This window comes from Nocardiopsis ganjiahuensis DSM 45031, assembly GCF_000341085.1.
GTDB lineage: Bacteria > Actinomycetota > Actinomycetes > Streptosporangiales > Streptosporangiaceae > Nocardiopsis > Nocardiopsis ganjiahuensis.
Genome location: NZ_ANBA01000006.1, coordinates 1 through 16,497, shown reverse-complemented (window position 1 = coordinate 16,497; position 16,497 = coordinate 1). Strand labels below are relative to the sequence as shown.

Annotated in this window: 17 protein-coding genes and 1 pseudogene; 11 read left to right on the top strand and 7 right to left on the bottom strand. The window is 72.6% G+C overall.

Annotated elements, in window-relative coordinates; translation table 11 throughout:
• Nucleotides 1–215: 215 nt before the first annotated feature.
• Nucleotides 216–410 (bottom strand): DUF1918 domain-containing protein, encoded by a 195-nt coding sequence (locus D458_RS0105455; RefSeq protein ID WP_017585715.1) that lies wholly within the window; start codon nucleotides 408–410, stop codon nucleotides 216–218.
• Between the two features lie 130 nt (nucleotides 411–540).
• Between D458_RS0105455 and D458_RS0105450 the strand changes: the two genes are divergently transcribed.
• Complete coding sequence (locus D458_RS0105450) at nucleotides 541–747, top strand: hypothetical protein (protein ID WP_017585714.1); 207 nt, start codon at nucleotides 541–543, stop codon at nucleotides 745–747.
• 33 nt (nucleotides 748–780) lie between these two features.
• Here D458_RS0105450 and fdhA read toward each other — a convergent pair whose 3' ends face one another.
• Nucleotides 781–2,001 carry a formaldehyde dehydrogenase, glutathione-independent gene (gene fdhA / locus D458_RS0105445; protein WP_017585713.1) on the bottom strand — a complete coding sequence of 407 codons (1,221 nt, stop codon included), beginning with the start codon at nucleotides 1,999–2,001 and terminating at the stop codon, nucleotides 781–783.
• Between the two features lie 154 nt (nucleotides 2,002–2,155).
• Nucleotides 2,156–2,605, bottom strand: a complete 450-nt coding sequence (locus D458_RS0105440) for a hypothetical protein (RefSeq protein WP_017585712.1) — start codon at nucleotides 2,603–2,605, stop codon at nucleotides 2,156–2,158.
• 76 nt (nucleotides 2,606–2,681) lie between these two features.
• On the opposite strand from D458_RS0105440, the gene D458_RS0105435 reads away from it, so the two are divergent.
• The 6 genes from D458_RS0105435 to D458_RS0105410 all read left to right on the top strand — a co-directional run bounded on the left by D458_RS0105435 (nucleotide 2,682) and on the right by D458_RS0105410 (nucleotide 8,048).
• Nucleotides 2,682–3,416 carry a DsbA family protein gene (locus tag D458_RS0105435; protein ID WP_017585711.1) on the top strand — a complete coding sequence of 245 codons (735 nt, stop codon included), beginning with the start codon at nucleotides 2,682–2,684 and terminating at the stop codon, nucleotides 3,414–3,416.
• A gap of 4 nt (nucleotides 3,417–3,420) precedes the next feature.
• A complete protein-coding gene (locus D458_RS0105430; protein ID WP_017585710.1) occupies nucleotides 3,421–4,296 on the top strand; it encodes a cytochrome c biogenesis CcdA family protein in 876 nt (291 codons plus the stop codon).
• A 265-nt stretch (nucleotides 4,297–4,561) separates the two neighbouring features.
• On the top strand, nucleotides 4,562–5,341 hold the full coding sequence (locus D458_RS0105425) for a DsbA family protein (RefSeq protein ID WP_017585709.1): 780 nt from the start codon (nucleotides 4,562–4,564) through the stop codon (nucleotides 5,339–5,341).
• A 155-nt stretch (nucleotides 5,342–5,496) separates the two neighbouring features.
• Entirely contained in the window at nucleotides 5,497–5,877 is a 381-nt protein-coding gene (locus D458_RS0105420) for a BlaI/MecI/CopY family transcriptional regulator (protein ID WP_017585708.1), read from the top strand.
• A gap of 244 nt (nucleotides 5,878–6,121) precedes the next feature.
• The gene (locus D458_RS0105415; RefSeq protein WP_017585707.1) at nucleotides 6,122–7,069 is read left to right on the top strand and encodes a M56 family metallopeptidase; all 948 of its coding nucleotides are present in this window, start codon (nucleotides 6,122–6,124) and stop codon (nucleotides 7,067–7,069) included.
• A gap of 145 nt (nucleotides 7,070–7,214) precedes the next feature.
• A complete protein-coding gene (locus D458_RS0105410; protein WP_017585706.1) occupies nucleotides 7,215–8,048 on the top strand; it encodes a hypothetical protein in 834 nt (277 codons plus the stop codon).
• Nucleotides 8,049–8,119: 71 nt separating this feature from the next.
• On the opposite strand, the gene fusA is transcribed toward D458_RS0105410, so the two are convergent.
• The gene (gene fusA / locus D458_RS0105405) at nucleotides 8,120–10,222 is read right to left on the bottom strand and encodes an elongation factor G (RefSeq protein WP_017585705.1); all 2,103 of its coding nucleotides are present in this window, start codon (nucleotides 10,220–10,222) and stop codon (nucleotides 8,120–8,122) included.
• A 209-nt stretch (nucleotides 10,223–10,431) separates the two neighbouring features.
• Here fusA and D458_RS33000 point away from each other — a divergent pair, with 209 nt between their 5' ends.
• The 3 genes from D458_RS33000 to D458_RS0105390 all read left to right on the top strand — a co-directional run bounded on the left by D458_RS33000 (nucleotide 10,432) and on the right by D458_RS0105390 (nucleotide 13,154).
• A complete protein-coding gene (locus D458_RS33000) occupies nucleotides 10,432–11,112 on the top strand; it encodes a DUF402 domain-containing protein (RefSeq protein WP_017585704.1) in 681 nt (226 codons plus the stop codon).
• Between the two features lie 189 nt (nucleotides 11,113–11,301).
• Entirely contained in the window at nucleotides 11,302–12,288 is a 987-nt protein-coding gene (locus tag D458_RS0105395; protein ID WP_017585703.1) for an ATP-binding cassette domain-containing protein, read from the top strand.
• A complete protein-coding gene (locus D458_RS0105390; protein WP_017585702.1) occupies nucleotides 12,285–13,154 on the top strand; it encodes an ABC transporter permease in 870 nt (289 codons plus the stop codon). The genes D458_RS0105395 and D458_RS0105390 overlap by 4 nt, the downstream gene beginning before the upstream one ends.
• A 159-nt stretch (nucleotides 13,155–13,313) precedes the next feature.
• Here the strand turns inward: D458_RS0105390 and D458_RS0105385 are convergent, their stop codons facing one another.
• Nucleotides 13,314–14,558 (bottom strand): alpha/beta hydrolase family protein, encoded by a 1,245-nt coding sequence (locus D458_RS0105385; protein WP_017585701.1) that lies wholly within the window; start codon nucleotides 14,556–14,558, stop codon nucleotides 13,314–13,316.
• A 186-nt stretch (nucleotides 14,559–14,744) separates the two neighbouring features.
• On the opposite strand from D458_RS0105385, the gene leuE reads away from it, so the two are divergent.
• Entirely contained in the window at nucleotides 14,745–15,404 is a 660-nt protein-coding gene (leuE, locus tag D458_RS0105380) for a leucine efflux protein LeuE (protein ID WP_017585700.1), read from the top strand.
• 24 nt (nucleotides 15,405–15,428) lie between these two features.
• Here the strand turns inward: leuE and D458_RS0105375 are convergent, their stop codons facing one another.
• Nucleotides 15,429–16,118, bottom strand: coding sequence for a response regulator transcription factor (locus D458_RS0105375; protein ID WP_275042277.1), 690 nt, complete (start codon nucleotides 16,116–16,118; stop codon nucleotides 15,429–15,431).
• Nucleotides 16,119–16,152: 34 nt separating this feature from the next.
• Nucleotides 16,153–16,497: pseudogene (locus D458_RS36685) on the bottom strand (two-component sensor histidine kinase); the annotation flags it as partial.

Sequence of the window (16,497 nt, the reverse complement as noted above, 5' to 3'; positions counted from 1 at the left end):
AGCCGAAGCGCGCGGTGCCGGGGGAGGGCGGGGCTCTGCCCGGTCCCGCCCTCTCCCGGCGCAGCCGCGACCGCCCCGAACCGACCCCTCCGGCCCGACCTGCATTCGGACCGGAGGGGTCTTCCCTGTCCCGGGACCGGCCCCGGGACGGGCGCCCGGGGCGCTCCCCGGACACGGAGGAGCCCCGGCACGCGGGCCGGGGCCTGATCCGTGGATCAGTCGCTCGGTGTTCTGGGGTGCACCACGGTGTCGGGACCCGGGTAGACGACCCTCTCCTCGCCGTCGGCGAAGCGGACCATGTAGGGCGGGCCGTCGTCGGCGCCGCGGACCTCGATGATCTCGGCCTCGTGTTCGCCCTTGGAACTGGTGACCCCGTGTGTGTGCAGGTGGTCTCCGACGGTCGCTCGCATCTGCTCTCCCTACGGTTCGACGACCGGCCTCCCCCAGGCCGGTCACAGTCGGTGGTACCCGCCCGAGGGTCCGGACGAACCCGGTCCACATGGGAAAACAGCGGCCAATCGGACAACCTAGGATGGCCGGGTGAACAAGCTCTCCCCGATCATCGCCTTCGCCGTCTTCATCGGTGTGTACGTGCTCGCGCGGCCCCTCACCCGGGACTTCCTGGAGTCCTGGGTCGCTCTGGAGGGTGTGGCCCTCGGCCTGGCCTCCCTGGTGGCGTCGGTGGGTGTGGCCGCCCTCGCCGCCGGGGCGGTGCTCTACGTGTCCCGGATCGTCTCGGGGGAGTGACCCCGAGAGCGCTGCCCGGACAGCCGGGACTCCTCAGCCGGTTCCCAGGTAGCCGTTCGGGTCGAGCACGTACTTGCTCGCCGCGCCCTTGTCGAAGGATCGGTAGCCCTCGGGCGCGTCCTCCAAGGGGAGGGCGACGGCGTTGACCGCCGCGGCGATCCGGACGCGGTCGTTGAGGATCGCGGCCATGAGTTCGCGGTGGTACTTCATCACCGGGCACTGACCGGTGAAGAAGGCGTGCGACTTCGACCAGCCGAGCCCGAAGCGGATCGACAGCGAACCCGCCCTGGCGGCCTCGTCCGCCGCTCCCGGATCACCCGTCACGTACAGGCCGGGGATGCCGATGGAACCGCCGGCCCTGGTGACCTCCATCGCCGTGTTCAGGACACTGGCGGGGGCCTCCTCCGAGGACTTGTCCCCGGTCCCGTGCGCCTCGAACCCGACGGCGTCCACCGCGCAGTCCACGGCGGGCGTGCCGAGCAGCTCCTCGATCTGGTCGCCGGGGTCGCCCTCGGAGACGTTGACCGTCTCACAGCCGAACTCGCGCGCCTGGGCGAGGCGTTCCCCGTTGAGGTCGCCGACGATCACCACCGCGGCGCCCAGCAGCTGGGCCGAGGCGGCGGCCGCGAGGCCCACGGGACCCGCACCCGCCACGTAGACGGACGAGCCCACGCCCACACCGGCGGTGACGCAGCCGTGGTAGCCGGTCGGGAAGATGTCCGAGAGCATCGTGAGGTCGAGGATCTTCTCCAGCGCCTGCTCGCGGTCGGGGAACTTCAACAGGTTCCAGTCGGCGTAGGGCACCAGCGCGTACTGGGCCTGTCCGCCGACCCAGCCGCCCATGTCCACGTAGCCGTAGGCCGAACCGGGGCGGTCCGGGTTGACGTTGAGGCAGATCTCCGTCCGCCGGGCCTTGCAGTTCGTACAGCGGCCGCAGGCGATGTTGAACGGAACCGAGACCAGGTCGCCGACCTCGACGAACTCGACGTCGGGACCCTTCTCCACCACCTCCCCGGTGATCTCGTGGCCCAGGACCAGGCCCTCGGGCGCGGTGGTGCGGCCCCGGACCATGTGCTGGTCACTGCCGCAGATGTTGGTGGCGACGACTTTCACGATCACGCCGTGCGGAACCTTGCGCCCCACGTTCGCCGGGTTGACCCCGGGCCCGTCCCTCAGCTCGAACCCCGGGTAGCCGATGTCCGCGACCTCGACCTCGCCGGGCCCCTGGTAGACGACTGCTCTGTTGCCTGTCATGGTCCTTCCCGCCTCTCCGCACCGGTAGCTCTGTGTCCCCGGTGCGTGTGGATGTCCTCTCCCCCTTTCCGTCGGGGGCCGGGGTTAACCGGAAGTCCGGTCGGGGGAGGGGCGGCGGACCGCTGACGGGTCCACGGGCGCGCGGACGCGGTGGCTACGGACGCGCGGCGGCGGGCAGCGGGCAGGAGGCGTTCGCGCGGAGCCGCGCGCGCAGGGCCACGGTCAGCAGGACCAGCCCGGCCGCGGCGAGCAGGGGCTGGACCGGAGCGAACCAGGCCATCGCGCCGCTGGAGCCCAGGGCCAGCAGGACGATCTTGTTGCAGACCGGGCAGCCGATCGCGAACCAGGCGAGGAGGCTGCCGCCGAGTCCGCGTCGGCCGCCGGGGCCCTCGGAGCCTTCGGGGACGGGGCGGATGTAGGTGGCCAGGAGCAGCCCGGACAGGACGGCGGTGGCCGCCCAGACGGGATAGGACCACCAGGTGGGGTCGATCTCACGGGCGAAGACCCCGTTGGGGATCAGGACCGCCGACAGGCCCAGGACCAGTAGGGTCAGGGCCGTCCCGGCTGTCGCGGTCGCCCACTGGCGGGCACCCCAGTCGCGCATGTTCCGTCCCTTCGGCAGGCCTCTGTTTCTATCTTCCTTAGAGTACTCTCTACGCAACATAGAAAAGAGGGGTCGAATGTCGAAGAATCCCCGAAGCCGGGGCCTGTCGCCGCTGCTGCTGGCCAGCGCGGTCGCGGCCTCCCTGATCGTGGCCGTGCTCGTGGGCCTCAACCTCGATTCCGGCGACGACTCGCAGGACCGGGGAGCACCCGCCGCCGCGGAGCCCTCCGAACGGGCTCCGGCCGACGAAGGGGAGGAGGAGCCGGACCGGGAAGCCGACTCCGGGGACCCCATGAGCCTGGGGGCGGCTGACGCGCCCGTGGTCATGGTGGTCTACGCCGACCACATGTGCCCGTTCTGCGCCGCCTGGGAGCGGGACACCCTGCCCGAACTGGCCGAACGCTACGTCGACTCCGGTGACCTGCGTATCGAGGCGAGGGCCTTCCCCTACCTCGGTGACCGCTCCCACGCCCTGGCGGTCGGAGCGGAGGCGGCGGCCCGCCAGGAGCTGTTCTGGGAGTACCAGGAGCAGGTCTTCCTGCGCCAGGACGAGATCAGGTCCGCGGGTGATCCCGAACCGGTCATGGTGGAGATCGCCGACCAGGTCGGCATGGACCAGGACCAGTTCACCGAGGACCTGGACGACGCGAGCCTGACCGAGGCGGTCGACCAGGACTTCGCCGAGGGGCAGCAACTGGGCCTGAGCGGTACCCCGTCCTTCCTCATCAACGACGAGCCCCTCCTGGGCGCCCAGCCCATGGACGTGTTCGAGGCCCGCATCGACGAGGCCCTCGCGGCCGAGGCGGGGTGAGCTGATGGACATCGGTTTCGTCGCGGCCGTCATCGGAGGGCTCCTGGCACTGCTGAGTCCCTGCAGCGCCCTCCTCCTGCCCTCCTTCTTCGCCTACGCCTTCCGGGACGCGGGCCGCCTCCTGCTGCGGACCGCGGTCTTCTACTTCGGGCTGTGCCTCACCCTGGTGCCGCTCGGAGCGGGCTCGGCCCTGGTGAGCGTCCTGTTCTACGGCCACCGGGAACTCCTCATCACCGTGGCCGGAAGCCTCATCATCGTCTTCGGGATCGCGCAGGTCCTGGGGCTCGGCTTCTCCTTCGGAGTGTTCTCACGGGCCCAGGGCAGGTTCGCCGGGGGCCGGGGCAACCTCTCCGTGCTGGGCCTGGGGTCCGTCTACGGGCTCGCCGGTTTCTGTTCCGGCCCCATCCTCGGCGGGGTCCTCACGGTGGCCGCCACCGGGACGCCGGTCCGCGGCATGCTGCTCATGGCCGCCTACGGCCTGGGGATGGCGCTGCCCATGTTCCTCATGGCGCTGCTGTGGGACCGGTTCGACCTCGGCCGCAAGGGCTGGCTCCGGGGGCGCAGCCTGGAGATCGGACCGGTGCGCACGCACACGACGGCCCTGGTGTCGGGCACCCTGTTCATCCTCATCGGCGTCTTCTTCCTGGTCTTCGACGGCACCGCCTCGATCACCGCACTCCCGGGCATGGGGTGGATGGAGGAGCTCGCACTCAGCGCACAGGAGCCCCTGTCCCGCCTCGGGGGCGCCACCGACGCGGTGGCCGTCGCCGCTCTGGTGATCACGGTCTCGCTCGTGGTCGGGGGAACCCTCCTGGCCCGGGCCAGGGCGCGCGGCCGGGAGGCGCGGACCGGGGAGGAGGAACGCGATCCCGCCGCCTAGACGTGCTGTTCGGCGGGCACGCACCCCGGTGGGCACGCACCCCGGCGGGCGAGGGCTCTCCCGCCGGCCGCGGTCCTTCCCACTCCGCGGGCAGGTCGGCTCGCGGCGGCGGGCCGGGGATGGGATCGTGGCCGGGTGGCCCCGTCCTTCGCGGCCGCCCGGTGTGCCCCCGTCGCGCACCGTGGCGCACCGGCACGCCTCCATCTATTTCTATCGTGCGTAGAATAAGCTCTATCTGCCATAGAAAACGGGGGCTGGGAGAAGTATGCCGAAGGACGAGGGGTCGACGGGCGCGGAGCCCAAGGGGTCCGCGAAGTCGAGGAACACCGGGCGCGGAGGTGTCTCCCCGCTGTTGCTGGGCGGGGCGGTCCTCGTGGCCCTGGCGGTCGCTGTGGTCGTGGGCCTGCGGACGGAGGGCAGCGGACCGGACCGGCAGACCCCCGACACCGCGTCGGTGGTCGACCACGTCGACGCCGAGCAGCGCGAGTGGGGCCAGGCCCTGGCCCGCCGCACCGACGACGACCCGATGGCCCTGGGCAGCGCGGACGCCCCCGTGGTCCTGGTCGCCTACTCCGACTTCGCCTGCCCCTACTGCGCCACCTGGGCCCAGGAGACCCAGCCCGAGCTGGTCGAGCGCTACGTGGACTCCGGCGACCTGCGGATCGAGTGGCGGGAGTTCCCCTACCTGGGAGAACTGTCCCAGACGCTGTCGGTCGGAGCGGTCGCCGCGGGTGAGCAGGACGCCTTCTGGGAGTACCAGGAAGCGGTGTTCGACCGGCAGGACGAACTCAAGTCCGCCGCCGACCCGGACTCCGTCCTCGACGAGATCGTCGCGGACCTCGGGCTCGACACGGACCGCTTCCAGGAGGATCTGGGCTCCGAGCGCAGCGGCATCGAGGTCGGCCACGACTTCGTCGAGGGACAGCAGATCGGTGTGAGCGCCACCCCCGCCTTCATCATCAACGGTGATCCCGTCATGGGCGCGCAGCCCCTGGACGTGTTCGTCCGGAGCGTGGACGCCGCCCTCGCCGCGGCCGGGGAGTGACGGCGGTGCGCGTCGGATCGGCCGCCGCGGTACCCGGCGTACGGCTCGCGACCCTCGCGGTGGCCGTGGCCCGGCGGCCCGGCGCCGGAGAGCGCTGAGAGGTGTACGTAGTTACCTATCCTTGGAAGGAGAAGCGCATGACGAACGGTGGTCCAGTGAGTAACACGGTTCCGGGACTCGGGTCACTGGAGTCCGAGGTGATGGGCGTCCTGTGGGCCGCCGGGCGGCCGATGAGCGTGCGCGAGGTGGTCGAGGCGCTGGCCGACCGCGAACCGGCCTACACCACCATCTCCACGGTGCTGGAGAACCTGCGGCGCAAGGAGTGGGCCGACCGGGAACGCACGGGCCGCCTGTGGTTCTACCGTGCGCTGCGCGACCGCGCCTCGCACGCCGCCGACCGCATGCAGGGTGCCCTGGACGACAGCGGAGACCCGCAGGTGGCCCTGCTGCGGTTCGTGGACCGCATGGACCCGCAGAACCTCGACGTCCTCCGGGAACTGCTCGCCGACATCCCCCGGCACGAGGACTCCCCGTGAGCGCGCATCCCTCGAACGGCGACGGACCGCGCGCGGCCCGAACCGCCACAGCCGGCTCCGGCGCGGACACCGCCACCTAGGGCCGACTGCCGCGCGTCCTCTCCCGGAGGGCGCGGAACCGACGCCGGACCACGCGCCCACGGCCCGGGCCCGCCCCGGACCCGCCCCGGACCCGCCGCCTTCGTGGAACACCTTCGAGGCCCCACCGGAGCGGACGCCGCACAGGACGGAAAGGTAAGGACACATGACCTGGTCGGGACTGGCGCTGGTCGCCGTGCTGCTGTGGAGCGTGGCGGGGCCCCGGGCGCTGCGCGGGTTCCAGACGAACCTGGGCGCCAGCGCCCGGGCGATGCTCGCGCTGTGGACCCTGGCCACCGCCACATGGCTGCTCGCCTGCGCCGCCCTGCTCGCCACCCTGGTCACACGGGTGATGGGGCCCGGCGTGAAGTCGCTCATCGCCGCCTGCGTCGACCTCTTCCAGGCCGTGCACGAGAACGGTGCGGAGAGCGGGGTCGTGGCCGCGGGACTCCTCGGCGCCGCGGGACTGGCCCGGCTCTCCTGGGCCGCGGCCCGCCGCAGCCGGGCACGACGGGTCTGGTCCCGCGAGCACGGCCGGGCGCTGGCGGCCGGCGGGCGCCGACGCACCCTGCACCTGGACCGGGTCTGGCTGCTGGACCGCCCCGAACCCGCCGCCTACTGCATGCCCGGCCGGAGGTTCGGCATCGTCGTGACCCGAGGCGCCCTCGACCGGCTGACCGGCCCCGAACTGCGCGCGGTCCTCGCCCACGAACGGGCCCACCTGAGGGGGCGCCACCACCTCCTGGTCACCTGGGCACGGCTGCTCGACACCGCCTTCCCCGGGGTGCCGCTGCTCCGTGCCGCCGCCGCGGAGGTCCCCGAGCTCGTGGAGTGGGCCGCCGACGACCGTGCGGCGCGGGAGACCGGACCGCACGCGCTGGCCCACGCGCTGGGGATCATGGCGGCCTCGGGGGTACGCGGCCCCGACCCGGCCCTGTCCGCGGCGGGCGCCTGCCCGGTGCGGCGGGTGCGCCGCCAGGTCCAGCCGCCCGAACCCCCGGCCGGGTGGGCCGCCCACACCGCCGCGGCGCTGATCGTGGTGCTTCCCCTGGCCCTGACGGTGCTGGCGACCGTGCTCAACGTGGTCGTCCCGCACTGCGACTGCATGGGCTGAGCTCGCGGACGGCAACGCCCTCGGAGGACGTTCCGCTGATGCTGATGGGGCCCTGGGGGCCCCTGGGACTCCCGAAAGCCCCGTGGCCCAGGACATCCGCCGTGCCCCATAGCGGTGACCGGTGCGGTTGGGCCATCCTGGGTGCGTGCAGAGCGAGATCGAGGACGTCTACCGGGTGTTCGCGCGCTACCCCCGACCCGCGAGGGTGGAGGGGTGTCGGCACTGCGTCACCGAGAACGACCACCAGGACCTGCTCGGAGCGCCGCTGAGGGAACTCGACGCCGAGCGGCTGCGCCGTTTCGCCCACAAGGCCCTGAACACGTGGGGCGACGTGGACGACCTGCGCCACTTTTTGCCCCGGCTCCTCGAACTCGCCCTCCGCGGTGACGGCGACCTCCACGGGCTCTTCGCCAAACTCCGCCAGGCCGGGTGGACGGAGTGGCCCGAGGACGAACGCGAAGCGCTCCGCGCCTGCCTGGCCGTCTGGTGGGAGCACGGACTCTCCGGAGAGGACCGTGCCGACGCACCGCTCGGGACCCTCGCGGAGGCCGGGGACGACCTCGGCCCCTACCTGGATTCCTGGTGGGGCAGGGACACCCCGCAGGCGCTGTGGGCACTGGCCGACCTGGTCAGCGAGGTCGCGCACACCGCGCCCCGGGCACGCGACGACCGGGTGGTCGCCTGGCTGGCAACGACCCGGGGGTGGCTGGAGAGCGGGTTCTTCGAGATGGCCGAGTCCGGGCGCACGGAGCTGGCCGAAGCCCTCTCGGAGGCCCGCCAGCTCCTGGACCTGGTCACCCTGGACGAGCCGGCCTCCTCGGAACCCACCGGGACCGTCGGCCCCGGGACCACCGGCCCTGGAGCAGAGGCTCCGGAACCCGGTGGCCGGAGAACCGGCGAACAGGGGGCCGGCCACCAGGGGGCCCGGGGCCCGGACGCCGACGGTCCGGAGGCGACTGGCCCGCCCGAACCGCGCTGAGCGGCCCGGACGGAGCCCTCGTCGCCGAGGGCTCCGCCTCGCCCGCTCACCCGTCCGGGCACGCCGGTCGGTCAGGCCTGGGCGACCACGGCCGCCGCGACCGACTCCGGCACCTCGGCGTAGGAGTCGAACCGCATCGTGTAGTCGGCCCGCCCGGACGTGCGGCCGCGCAGGTCGCCCACGTAGCCGAACATCTCCGTCAGCGGCACCAGCGCCGACACCGCCTTGGCCCCGTACCGGTCCACCATCGACCGAACCCGGCCGCGGCGGGCGTTGAGGTCGCCGATCACGTCGCCCATGTGATCCTCGGGCGTGGTCACCTCCACGTCCATCACCGGTTCCAACAGCACCGGGGACGCCTGTGCCGCCGCCTCCCGGAACGCCTGGAACGCGGCCGTCCGGAAGGCCAGCTCCGAGGAGTCCTCGGAGTGGGCCGACCCGTCCAGCAGCGTCACCCGCACGCCGGTCAGCCCGTACCCGGCCAGGGCGCCGAGCCGCATCGCCTGCCTGCAGCCCTCGTCCACGGACGGGACGAACTCACGCGGCACCCGGCCGCCGGTCACCCGGTCCACGAACTCGTGGTCCCCGCCCCCGGGCAGCGGTTCCACACGGATCCGCACCCGGGCGAACTGGCCCTTGCCACCGGTCTGCTTCCGGTGCGTGTACTCGACCTCGGCCGCACGCCGGAGGGTCTCCCGGTACGCGACCTGCGGCCGGCCCACGTTCGCCGCCACACCGAACTCGCGCCGCATCCGGTGCGTCAGGACCTCCAGATGCAGCTCACCCATACCGCCGAGGACGGTCTGCCCGGTCTCGGCGTCGGTGCGCACCCGGAAGGAGGGGTCCTCCTCCGCCAACCGCTGCAGGGCGGTGGCCAGCTTCTCCTGGTCGCCCCGCGAGCGCGGTTCGACGGACACCTGGATGACCGGGTCCGGGAACTCCACGGACTCCAGCAGCACGGGCGCCGCCGGATCGCACAGGGTCTCTCCGGTGGTGGTCCGCTTCAGACCCATGACGGCGACGATGTCACCGGCACCCGCCGACGCGATCTCCTCGCGCTGGTCGGCGTGCATGCGGTAGATCTTGCCGATCCTCTCCTTGTGTCCCTTGGCGGCGTTGAGCAGCGGGGCGCCCGTACGGATCCGCCCGGAGTAGACCCGCAGGAACGTGAGCTTACCCAGGTGGGGATCGCTCATGACCTTGAAGGCCAGGGCGGAGGTCGGGACGTCGTCGGACGTGTCGCGGATGACCACGGCGGCGGGGTCGCCCGGGACGTGTCCCTCGGCGGGCAGGACGTCCAGCGGGGACGGCAGGTAGCGAACCACGGCGTCGAGCAGCGGCTGCACACCCTTGTTCTTGAACGCGGTCCCGCACAGCACGGGCGTCACGGTCTCGCCGATGGCACCGGCGGTGAGCACGAGCACGACCTGGTGGATCTGCTCCTCCGTGGGTTCGATGTCCCGGAGATAGAAGTCCATGAGCTGCACGTCGCGTTCGGCCAGGGTCTCCAGCAGGCGCTCACGCCAGTGGAGGGCCTGCTCCACCAGCTCCTCGGGCACGGCCACGTCGTCGTAGGCCTCGCCCGGGGCGGTGTCGGCGGGCCAGACCAGGGCCCGCATCCGGAGCAGGTCGACCACACCGCGGAAGCCCGCCTCGGCACCGATGGGCAGCTGGAGCACCAGCGGTGTCGCGCCCAGGCGTTCGGCGATCATGTCCACGCAGCGCGCGAAGTCCGCGCCCACCCGGTCCAGCTTGTTCACGAAGCAGATCCGGGGCAGGCCGTACCGGTCGGCCTGGCGCCACACCGTCTCGGACTGCGGCTCCACACCGGCCACGCCGTCGAACACGGCGACCGCGCCGTCGAGCACCCGCAGGCAGCGCTCCACCTCGGCGGTGAAGTCGATGTGTCCCGGGGTGTCGATGATGTTCACCGTGTGCGCGACCCCGTCCAACGCCCACACACAGGTGGTGGCGGCCGAGGTGATGGTGATGCCGTGCTCGCGCTCCTCCGGCAGGTAGTCCATGGCGGTGGTGCCGTCGTGGACCTCGCCGACCTTGTGGGAGACACCGGTGTAGTACAGGATGCGCTCGGTGGTGGTGGTCTTGCCCGCGTCGATGTGGGCCATGATCCCGATGTTGCGGACCGCGGCCAGGTTCAGCTGGGTGGTGGCCATGGTGTCGTTCCTCTCTGCGATCGTCGGGGCGACCATTCGGGGCGGTGCGCGCATGCCTGTCGGACCGTGGGTACGGCCTGCCGCCAGGACCCGGCACCGGGAAGTCCCCGTTTTCAGGGGGTTCCGGTGTCGGGGCCTGGCGCGAGCGTACGGCTCCGGGTACGGGCGTATCCACGGGTTTTAGGGGGGTTCAGGCATTGGGGAAGGGCATGCGGCCGGCGGACGTGATCGATCGGGCCCTGTATCTGGGCGGGCACCTGAGCCTGGCGGTGAGGGCCCGGGTGGTGGCCGACGACGAGCGCGGGATCCTGGCCTGGCTGCCGAACGGGTCGCCCGGCTGGGCCGTGGACCTGCCCGAGGGCCGCCACCTGCGGGACGTGCCCGTCGCGGAACGGCCGCCAGGGGGATACCCGATGCGTGCGGAACGCTGGTGGCGGGGGCACTCCCTCATCCTCGAACCCCACGGCGCCCGGCACGCGGTCTGGTGGGCCTTCGACACGGACATGGGGTTCGGCTGGTGGTACGTGAACCTCGAGGCCAGACGGGAACGCGTGATCGAGGGCGGACGGGGACAGGGCACCGAAGGCGGGACGGGCCGTCCGCCCGGGAGGGCCATGGACCTGATCGACCACGAACTCGACGTGTGGGTCGAGCCGGACCGCACCTGGAGGTGGAAGGACGAAGCCTCCTTCGAGGCCAAGACCGGGACGGAAGGGCACTGGACGGCGGAGGAGGCGGTGCGGATCCGCGAGGAGGGAGCGCGGGTCGCGGCTCTGGCGGAGGCCGGGCGCTTCCCCTTCGACGGTACGTTCCAGGACTTTCGCCCCGACCCTTCTTGGGAGCTGCCCGAGCCGGGGCCCTGCCCGCCGGTCTTCCTCGACGCCCGCTGACGGGACCTGGTTCAGCGGGTCGTCCGCCGGTGCCGGGCCGTGGCAGGGCGAACAGTCCGACCGCTCGGCCGGCGGCATAGGCACAAGTGGGTAGAGGGGTGCTGCCGAAACGCCGATGCGGCGGTGCGGGGCCGGTTCCTAGCGTGGGGTTCTCCGAAGCACGAGACCCCACCACGAAGGGACCCCGCCGTGCTCATCGCACGCGAACTCACCAAACGCTACGGACCGCGCACCGCCGTCGAAGAACTCTCGGTCACCGTCGCCCCCGGCCGGGTGACCGGTTTCCTGGGGCCCAACGGCGCGGGCAAGTCCACGACCATGAGGATGTTCGTCGGGCTGACCCGGCCCACCTCCGGGGCGGCCCTGGTCAACGGACGCCCCTACGAGGACCTGGCCTGGCCCGCACGGGAGGTGGGCGCCCTCCTGGACGTGGCGGCCGCGCACCCCGGCCGAACCGCCCGGGCACACCTGCGGGCCAAGGCCCACGTGTGCGGACTGCCCCGGAACCGGGTCGACGAGGTCCTGGCCGAGGTCGGGCTGTCCGAGGTCGCCGACAGGAGATCGGGCAGTTACTCGCTCGGCATGCGGCAGCGCCTCGGGGTCGCGGACGCTCTCCTCGCCGACCCGGGTGTGCTGCTCTTCGACGAGCCCGTGAACGGCCTGGACCTGGACGGGGTCCGGTGGATGCGCGACCTCACCCGCCGGCTGGCCGACGAGGGGCGCACCGTGCTGGTCTCCAGCCACCTGATGAGCGAGATGGGGCAGGTCGCCGACCACCTGGTCGTGGTCGGGCGGGGGCGGCTGATCGCCGACGCCCCGATCAGCGAGGTGATCTCGGCGTGGTCCCGCACCCACGTGGTCCTGCGCAGCCCGGACGCGGGACGGTTGCGCGCCCGACTGGCCCGGGAGGGGGTCCGGATCGAGACCGGAACCGGAGGGGACTCCGCCGGAGAGGAGCTCCGGGTGTTCGGACCGGGTGTCGAGGAGGTCGGTGACCGGGCTTATGAGGAGGGGGTCCGGGTGCACGGGCTGCGGCTGGAACAGGCCTCACTGGAACAGGCCTACCTGGAGCTGACCGGTGAGTCGGTGGAGTACGGGGCGCGTACCGCACCCGTTACGGCGGTGCGGACGGGGGCCGACGGCGCGGGCCGCACGGCCGAGGAGGTGGAGTCGTGAAGGGGACGGAGACGACCGAGGGGGCGGCTGGTGCGGGCATCCGGCGCGTGGCGGCGCCGCGGGGTCCGGACGGTGCCCGGGTGACGCGGACGGCGCGGCTGGGGCGCGAGCTCGCCGCGGAGTGGGTCCGGGTGTCCTCGCTGCGCTCCACCTGGTGGTGCGTGGCGGCGGCGGTGGTCGGCATGACCCTGTTCGCCGCGATGATGGGCTGGTCGCAGCTGAGCCGGGTCCACGAGAACCCGATCGCGAGCGACGGGGTGAAGTTCGCCCAGCTCACCTCACAGGGCTACTTCTACCTGGTGCAGTTCACCGTGCTGGTGCTCGCGGCGCTGGTGTCGACCGGCGAGTTCGCCAACCGGAGCGTGACGGGAACCCTGGTGTGGAATCCGGACCGCACCACGGTGCTGGTCGCGCGCGTCCTGGTCACCGCCGGACTGGCGTTCTGCGCGTCGGTGGCCGCGGGGCTGGTCGGGACCGGGGTACTGGCCGCGCTGCTGGCCTCCCACGTGACCTTCCCGGTCGCGGAGGTCGCCGTCACCGTGCTCGGCGCCGGGGCGTGCATGGCGCTGTTCGCGGCGATGTTCGTGGGCGTCGGGACGGCGCTGCGGGGGACCGCGAGCACCGTCATGGCGGGGTTCCTGCTGCTCCTGGGGCTGCCGATGGTGATGATCATGTCCGGGGTCCAGCTGGTCGACGACCTCGCGGCGTTCACCCCGGGGGCCGCCGGGATCGAGTTCTACGCCGCCGGTGACGCCGGTTTCTACACCGCGCCGTTCGACGGGCCGATCAACGTCGTCGTGGTGGCGGGGTGGACGGTGGCGGCACTCCTGGTCGCGTGGACCGAGCTGCGCCTGCGCGACGTGTGACGGCACCGAGGGCGGAGCCGGGAGCGCGTTCGGCGCGGGAGACGGGCTGAAGGGCGGAGGACGGGAACGGGCCGGAGCGGTCGCCACGGGGGCGTGCCGCTCCGGCCCTGCCGTGTCCGGCGGTCCCGGACCGGCCCCGGCCCGGTCCCGGTAGGCGGGTCAGTCGACGAACTCGACGACCGGGTGCTCGGGGGAGGGGCCCTCCAGCAGGGGCTCCTCCGTCCCGCGCAGGTTCGCGTCGAAGAAGGCCAGCAGGTACGCGCGCTGCGCGGCGATCGAGGCCTCGGGGTCGACCTGGCCGATCCCCTGCGCGGTCCTCTGCTCCCAGGAGCGGCCGGAGAGGCCGTGCTCGGCCTCGAGCACGGGCAGCGCCCACTGGTCGTCGGAGAACGACCGGTGCTCCCCGTCCGCCATGTACAGCTCCAGGAACGGGCCGGTCGAGGCCTCCCGGAACAACTGGAGGTCCCGGTGGTGGCGGCTGGTGTGCGGAAGGTCCGCCCCGGACAGCCCGGCGCCGAAGTACAGGAACGGGCGCTCCACCCCGCGCGTGGTCACGTCCGCCCACGCCTCGTCGCTCACGTGGTAGGCCGTACTCCCGTCCAGGTTCGCCCCGGCGGCGATCCGGTCGTCCACCAGCATGGTCTCGGCCGTGGTCAGGCCGCCCGCGGAGTGCCCGAACATCCCCACGGTGCCGGTGTCGGCGGCCTCCTCCAGGTACGGGGGCAGGAGCGCGCCCCCGGTCAGGGAGTCCAGGACGAAGCGGGTGTCCAGGGTCCGGACGGCGATGGCCTCCCGATAGGTGTCGGTCTCCTTGTCGGGGAAGTTCAGCCGGAGCACCCGGCCGTCGGGCAGGTCCACGGCCGGGGTCTCGTACACGTGGTCCACGGCGACCACCAGGTAGCCGTGCGAGGCCAGCTCCTCGAGGAGCACCGCGTTCGTGGACCGGGACTCACCGAACCCGGGCGAGTACAGGATGACGGGGAGCCGGTCCGGCCCCCCGGTGACGGGCGCGTCGGGGAAGGCGTTGGCCGTGGCGGCCTCAGCGTCCACGGCGCCGCGCGGCACCCCCGCCTTGTCCAGGCCGCGGCTGAGCGCGGAGGCGGCGGACGGGGAGAGGTAGGGGGCGGGTTCGGCGTCGGGAGCGGGCTCCGCCGGATACCAGAGGTCGACCATGAGGTCGCGCTCGTCCGCGCCCTCCATCCACGGGTGGCCCCGGGAGGGGTCGACCAGGTGGACCTCCGTCCGGCCGACCGCGTGCGGGCCGGTGGGCTCGGGCGGGGACAGGACCGTGGGGTCTCCCGTGGTGGCGGCCGAGTAGGCGGCGGGCACGGCGAAGGAAGCCGCCAGGACCAGGGCGGCGGTGGTGTGGGCGAGCAGTCGGCGGGATCGGTGCGGTGTGACCATGCCCGAATCCTGTGCTGTCGGCGCCCCCGGGCACATCACCTGAGCGGCAGCGGGCGGCTAGTCACAAAGGGGTAGGCGGCCGGGACGACGAAGGGGCAGCGGGCGGGAGACCCGGTGGCCGGGGCGTTGGTCACAGAAGGGCGGCCGGGGTGTCGGTACCCGATCGCCGGATGAAACACTCCGCTCATGCTCGGTATCACTGACCTGCCGACCTACCTGGCAGGGCTCGTTCTGATCGTCCTCCTGCCCGGGCCCAACTCGTTGTACGTGCTCTCCGTCGCCGCGCGCAGCGGTACCCGTACCGGGTACAAGGCGGCCGCGGGCGTGTTCACCGGCGACACGGTGCTGATGCTGCTCGCGGCGGCCGGGGCGGCCTCGCTCCTCCGGACCCACCCGCTGCTCTTCGCGGTGGTGAAGTACGCGGGAGCCGCCTACCTGATCTGGATGGCGATCGGGATGCTGCGTTCCGCGTACGCCATGTGGGCCTCCCGGCACCAGCGGGCCGAGGACCAGCGGGCCGCCGACACGAAGGTTCCCGTGACCGCGGAGAAGCCCTTCCGGCGGGCGTTCACGGTGTCCCTGTTCAACCCGAAGGTGATCCTCTTCCTGATCTCCTTCTTCGTGCAGTTCGTCGACCCCGCCTACGCCTACCCGGCGCTGTCCTTCCTGCTCCTGGGCTCCCTGCTCCAGTTCGTCAGCTTCCTGTACCTGTCCGTGCTGATCTTCAGCGGAACCCGGCTGGCCGCGGCCTTCGGACGGCGTCGGCGGCTTTCGGCGGGGGCCGCCTCGGCGGCGGGCGCGCTGTTCCTGGGCTTCGCGGTGAAGTTGTCGGTGAGCAGCGCCTGACGGCGCGCGGCGCCGGGCCCGGGGTCAGGGGTGGTCGAGGAGTCCGGCCTCGTAGGCGAGGATCGCCGCCTGCACGCGGTTGCGCAGGTCGAGGCGGGTGAGGATCGAGCGCACGTGGACCTTCGCGGTCCCCGGGGCGATGGCCAGGCGGCGGGCCACCTCGTCGTTGGAGCACCCCTCACCCAGCAGCGCGAGCACCTCGCGTTCGCGGTCGGTCAGGGCCGCCGCACGCTCCCGTGCGGCTGACGCGCGCGACATCCGGCCGCCCGTGGCGTCGAGCTCGCTGATCACCCGCCGGGCCACCTCCGGCGACAGGTAGGCACCGCCCTCCACCACCGCGCGGATCCCGGACACCAGCTGGTTCGGGTCGCCCGACTTCAGCACGAACCCGGACGCGCCCCCGGCCAGGGCGCGCGCGATGTAGGCGTCCTCGGAGAACGTGGTGAGGATGATGACGGCGGTTCCGGGGTACTCGGCGCTGATGGCCTCGGTGGCCCGGAGCCCGTCGGTCCCGGGCATCTGCACGTCCAACAGGGCGACGTCCGGGGCCAGCTCCGCCACCAGGGACACCGCCTCGGCGCCGTCGGCGGCCTCCCCGACCACCTCGATCCCGGGTACCGAGGCGAGGATCGCGCCGATCCCGGCGCGCATCATCACCTCGTCGTCGGCCAGGACCACCCGGATCGTGCCGCCGCGCTCACTCGTATCTCCCACGGGCCCAGAGTAGGGCCCCAGTCCGCCGCCGGGCCTACTGCGTGCGCTCGATCTCCTCCTTGGACACGAGCACACCGTCCGCGAAGCACAGGCGGTACACCGGCGGCAGTCCGTTCTCCGCGGTCACCAGGAAGTAGCGGCACTCGTCCGCGCCGGCCGGTGGCGGAGGCGGGTCGTCGACCGAGCTCGCGGGGTAGGCGTACCGGGGCAGCTCGGCCTCCACCGCCGCACGGGAGTCCCCCACGGACAGGCGTTCGTAGCGTTCCGGGGGCAGCACCGAGTTGGCGCTCACCCCCCAGAGCGCCAGGAAGACGACCCCGGTCAGCGTCAGTCCCAGGACCGAGGGGACGACGACCGCTGTGACCAGGCTCCGGCGGGC

Excerpts from the sequence above, each read along its gene's own strand:
- D458_RS0105440 (WP_017585712.1), bottom strand. The coding sequence starts at position 2,605 with ATGCGCGACTGGGGTGCCCGCCAGTGGGCGACCGCGACAGCCGGGACG.
- D458_RS0105425 (WP_017585709.1), top strand. The coding sequence starts at position 4,562 with ATGCCGAAGGACGAGGGGTCGACGGGCGCGGAGCCCAAGGGGTCCGCG.
- D458_RS0105385 (WP_017585701.1), bottom strand. The coding sequence starts at position 14,558 with ATGGTCACACCGCACCGATCCCGCCGACTGCTCGCCCACACCACCGCC.
- D458_RS0105430 (WP_017585710.1), top strand. The coding sequence starts at position 3,421 with ATGGACATCGGTTTCGTCGCGGCCGTCATCGGAGGGCTCCTGGCACTG.
- fdhA (WP_017585713.1), bottom strand. The coding sequence starts at position 2,001 with ATGACAGGCAACAGAGCAGTCGTCTACCAGGGGCCCGGCGAGGTCGAG.
- D458_RS33000 (WP_017585704.1), top strand. The coding sequence starts at position 10,432 with ATGCGGCCGGCGGACGTGATCGATCGGGCCCTGTATCTGGGCGGGCAC.
- D458_RS0105415 (WP_017585707.1), top strand. The coding sequence starts at position 6,122 with ATGACCTGGTCGGGACTGGCGCTGGTCGCCGTGCTGCTGTGGAGCGTG.
- fusA (WP_017585705.1), bottom strand. The coding sequence starts at position 10,222 with ATGGCCACCACCCAGCTGAACCTGGCCGCGGTCCGCAACATCGGGATC.
- leuE (WP_017585700.1), top strand. The coding sequence starts at position 14,745 with ATGCTCGGTATCACTGACCTGCCGACCTACCTGGCAGGGCTCGTTCTG.
- D458_RS0105455 (WP_017585715.1), bottom strand. The coding sequence starts at position 410 with ATGCGAGCGACCGTCGGAGACCACCTGCACACACACGGGGTCACCAGT.
- D458_RS0105435 (WP_017585711.1), top strand. The coding sequence starts at position 2,682 with ATGTCGAAGAATCCCCGAAGCCGGGGCCTGTCGCCGCTGCTGCTGGCC.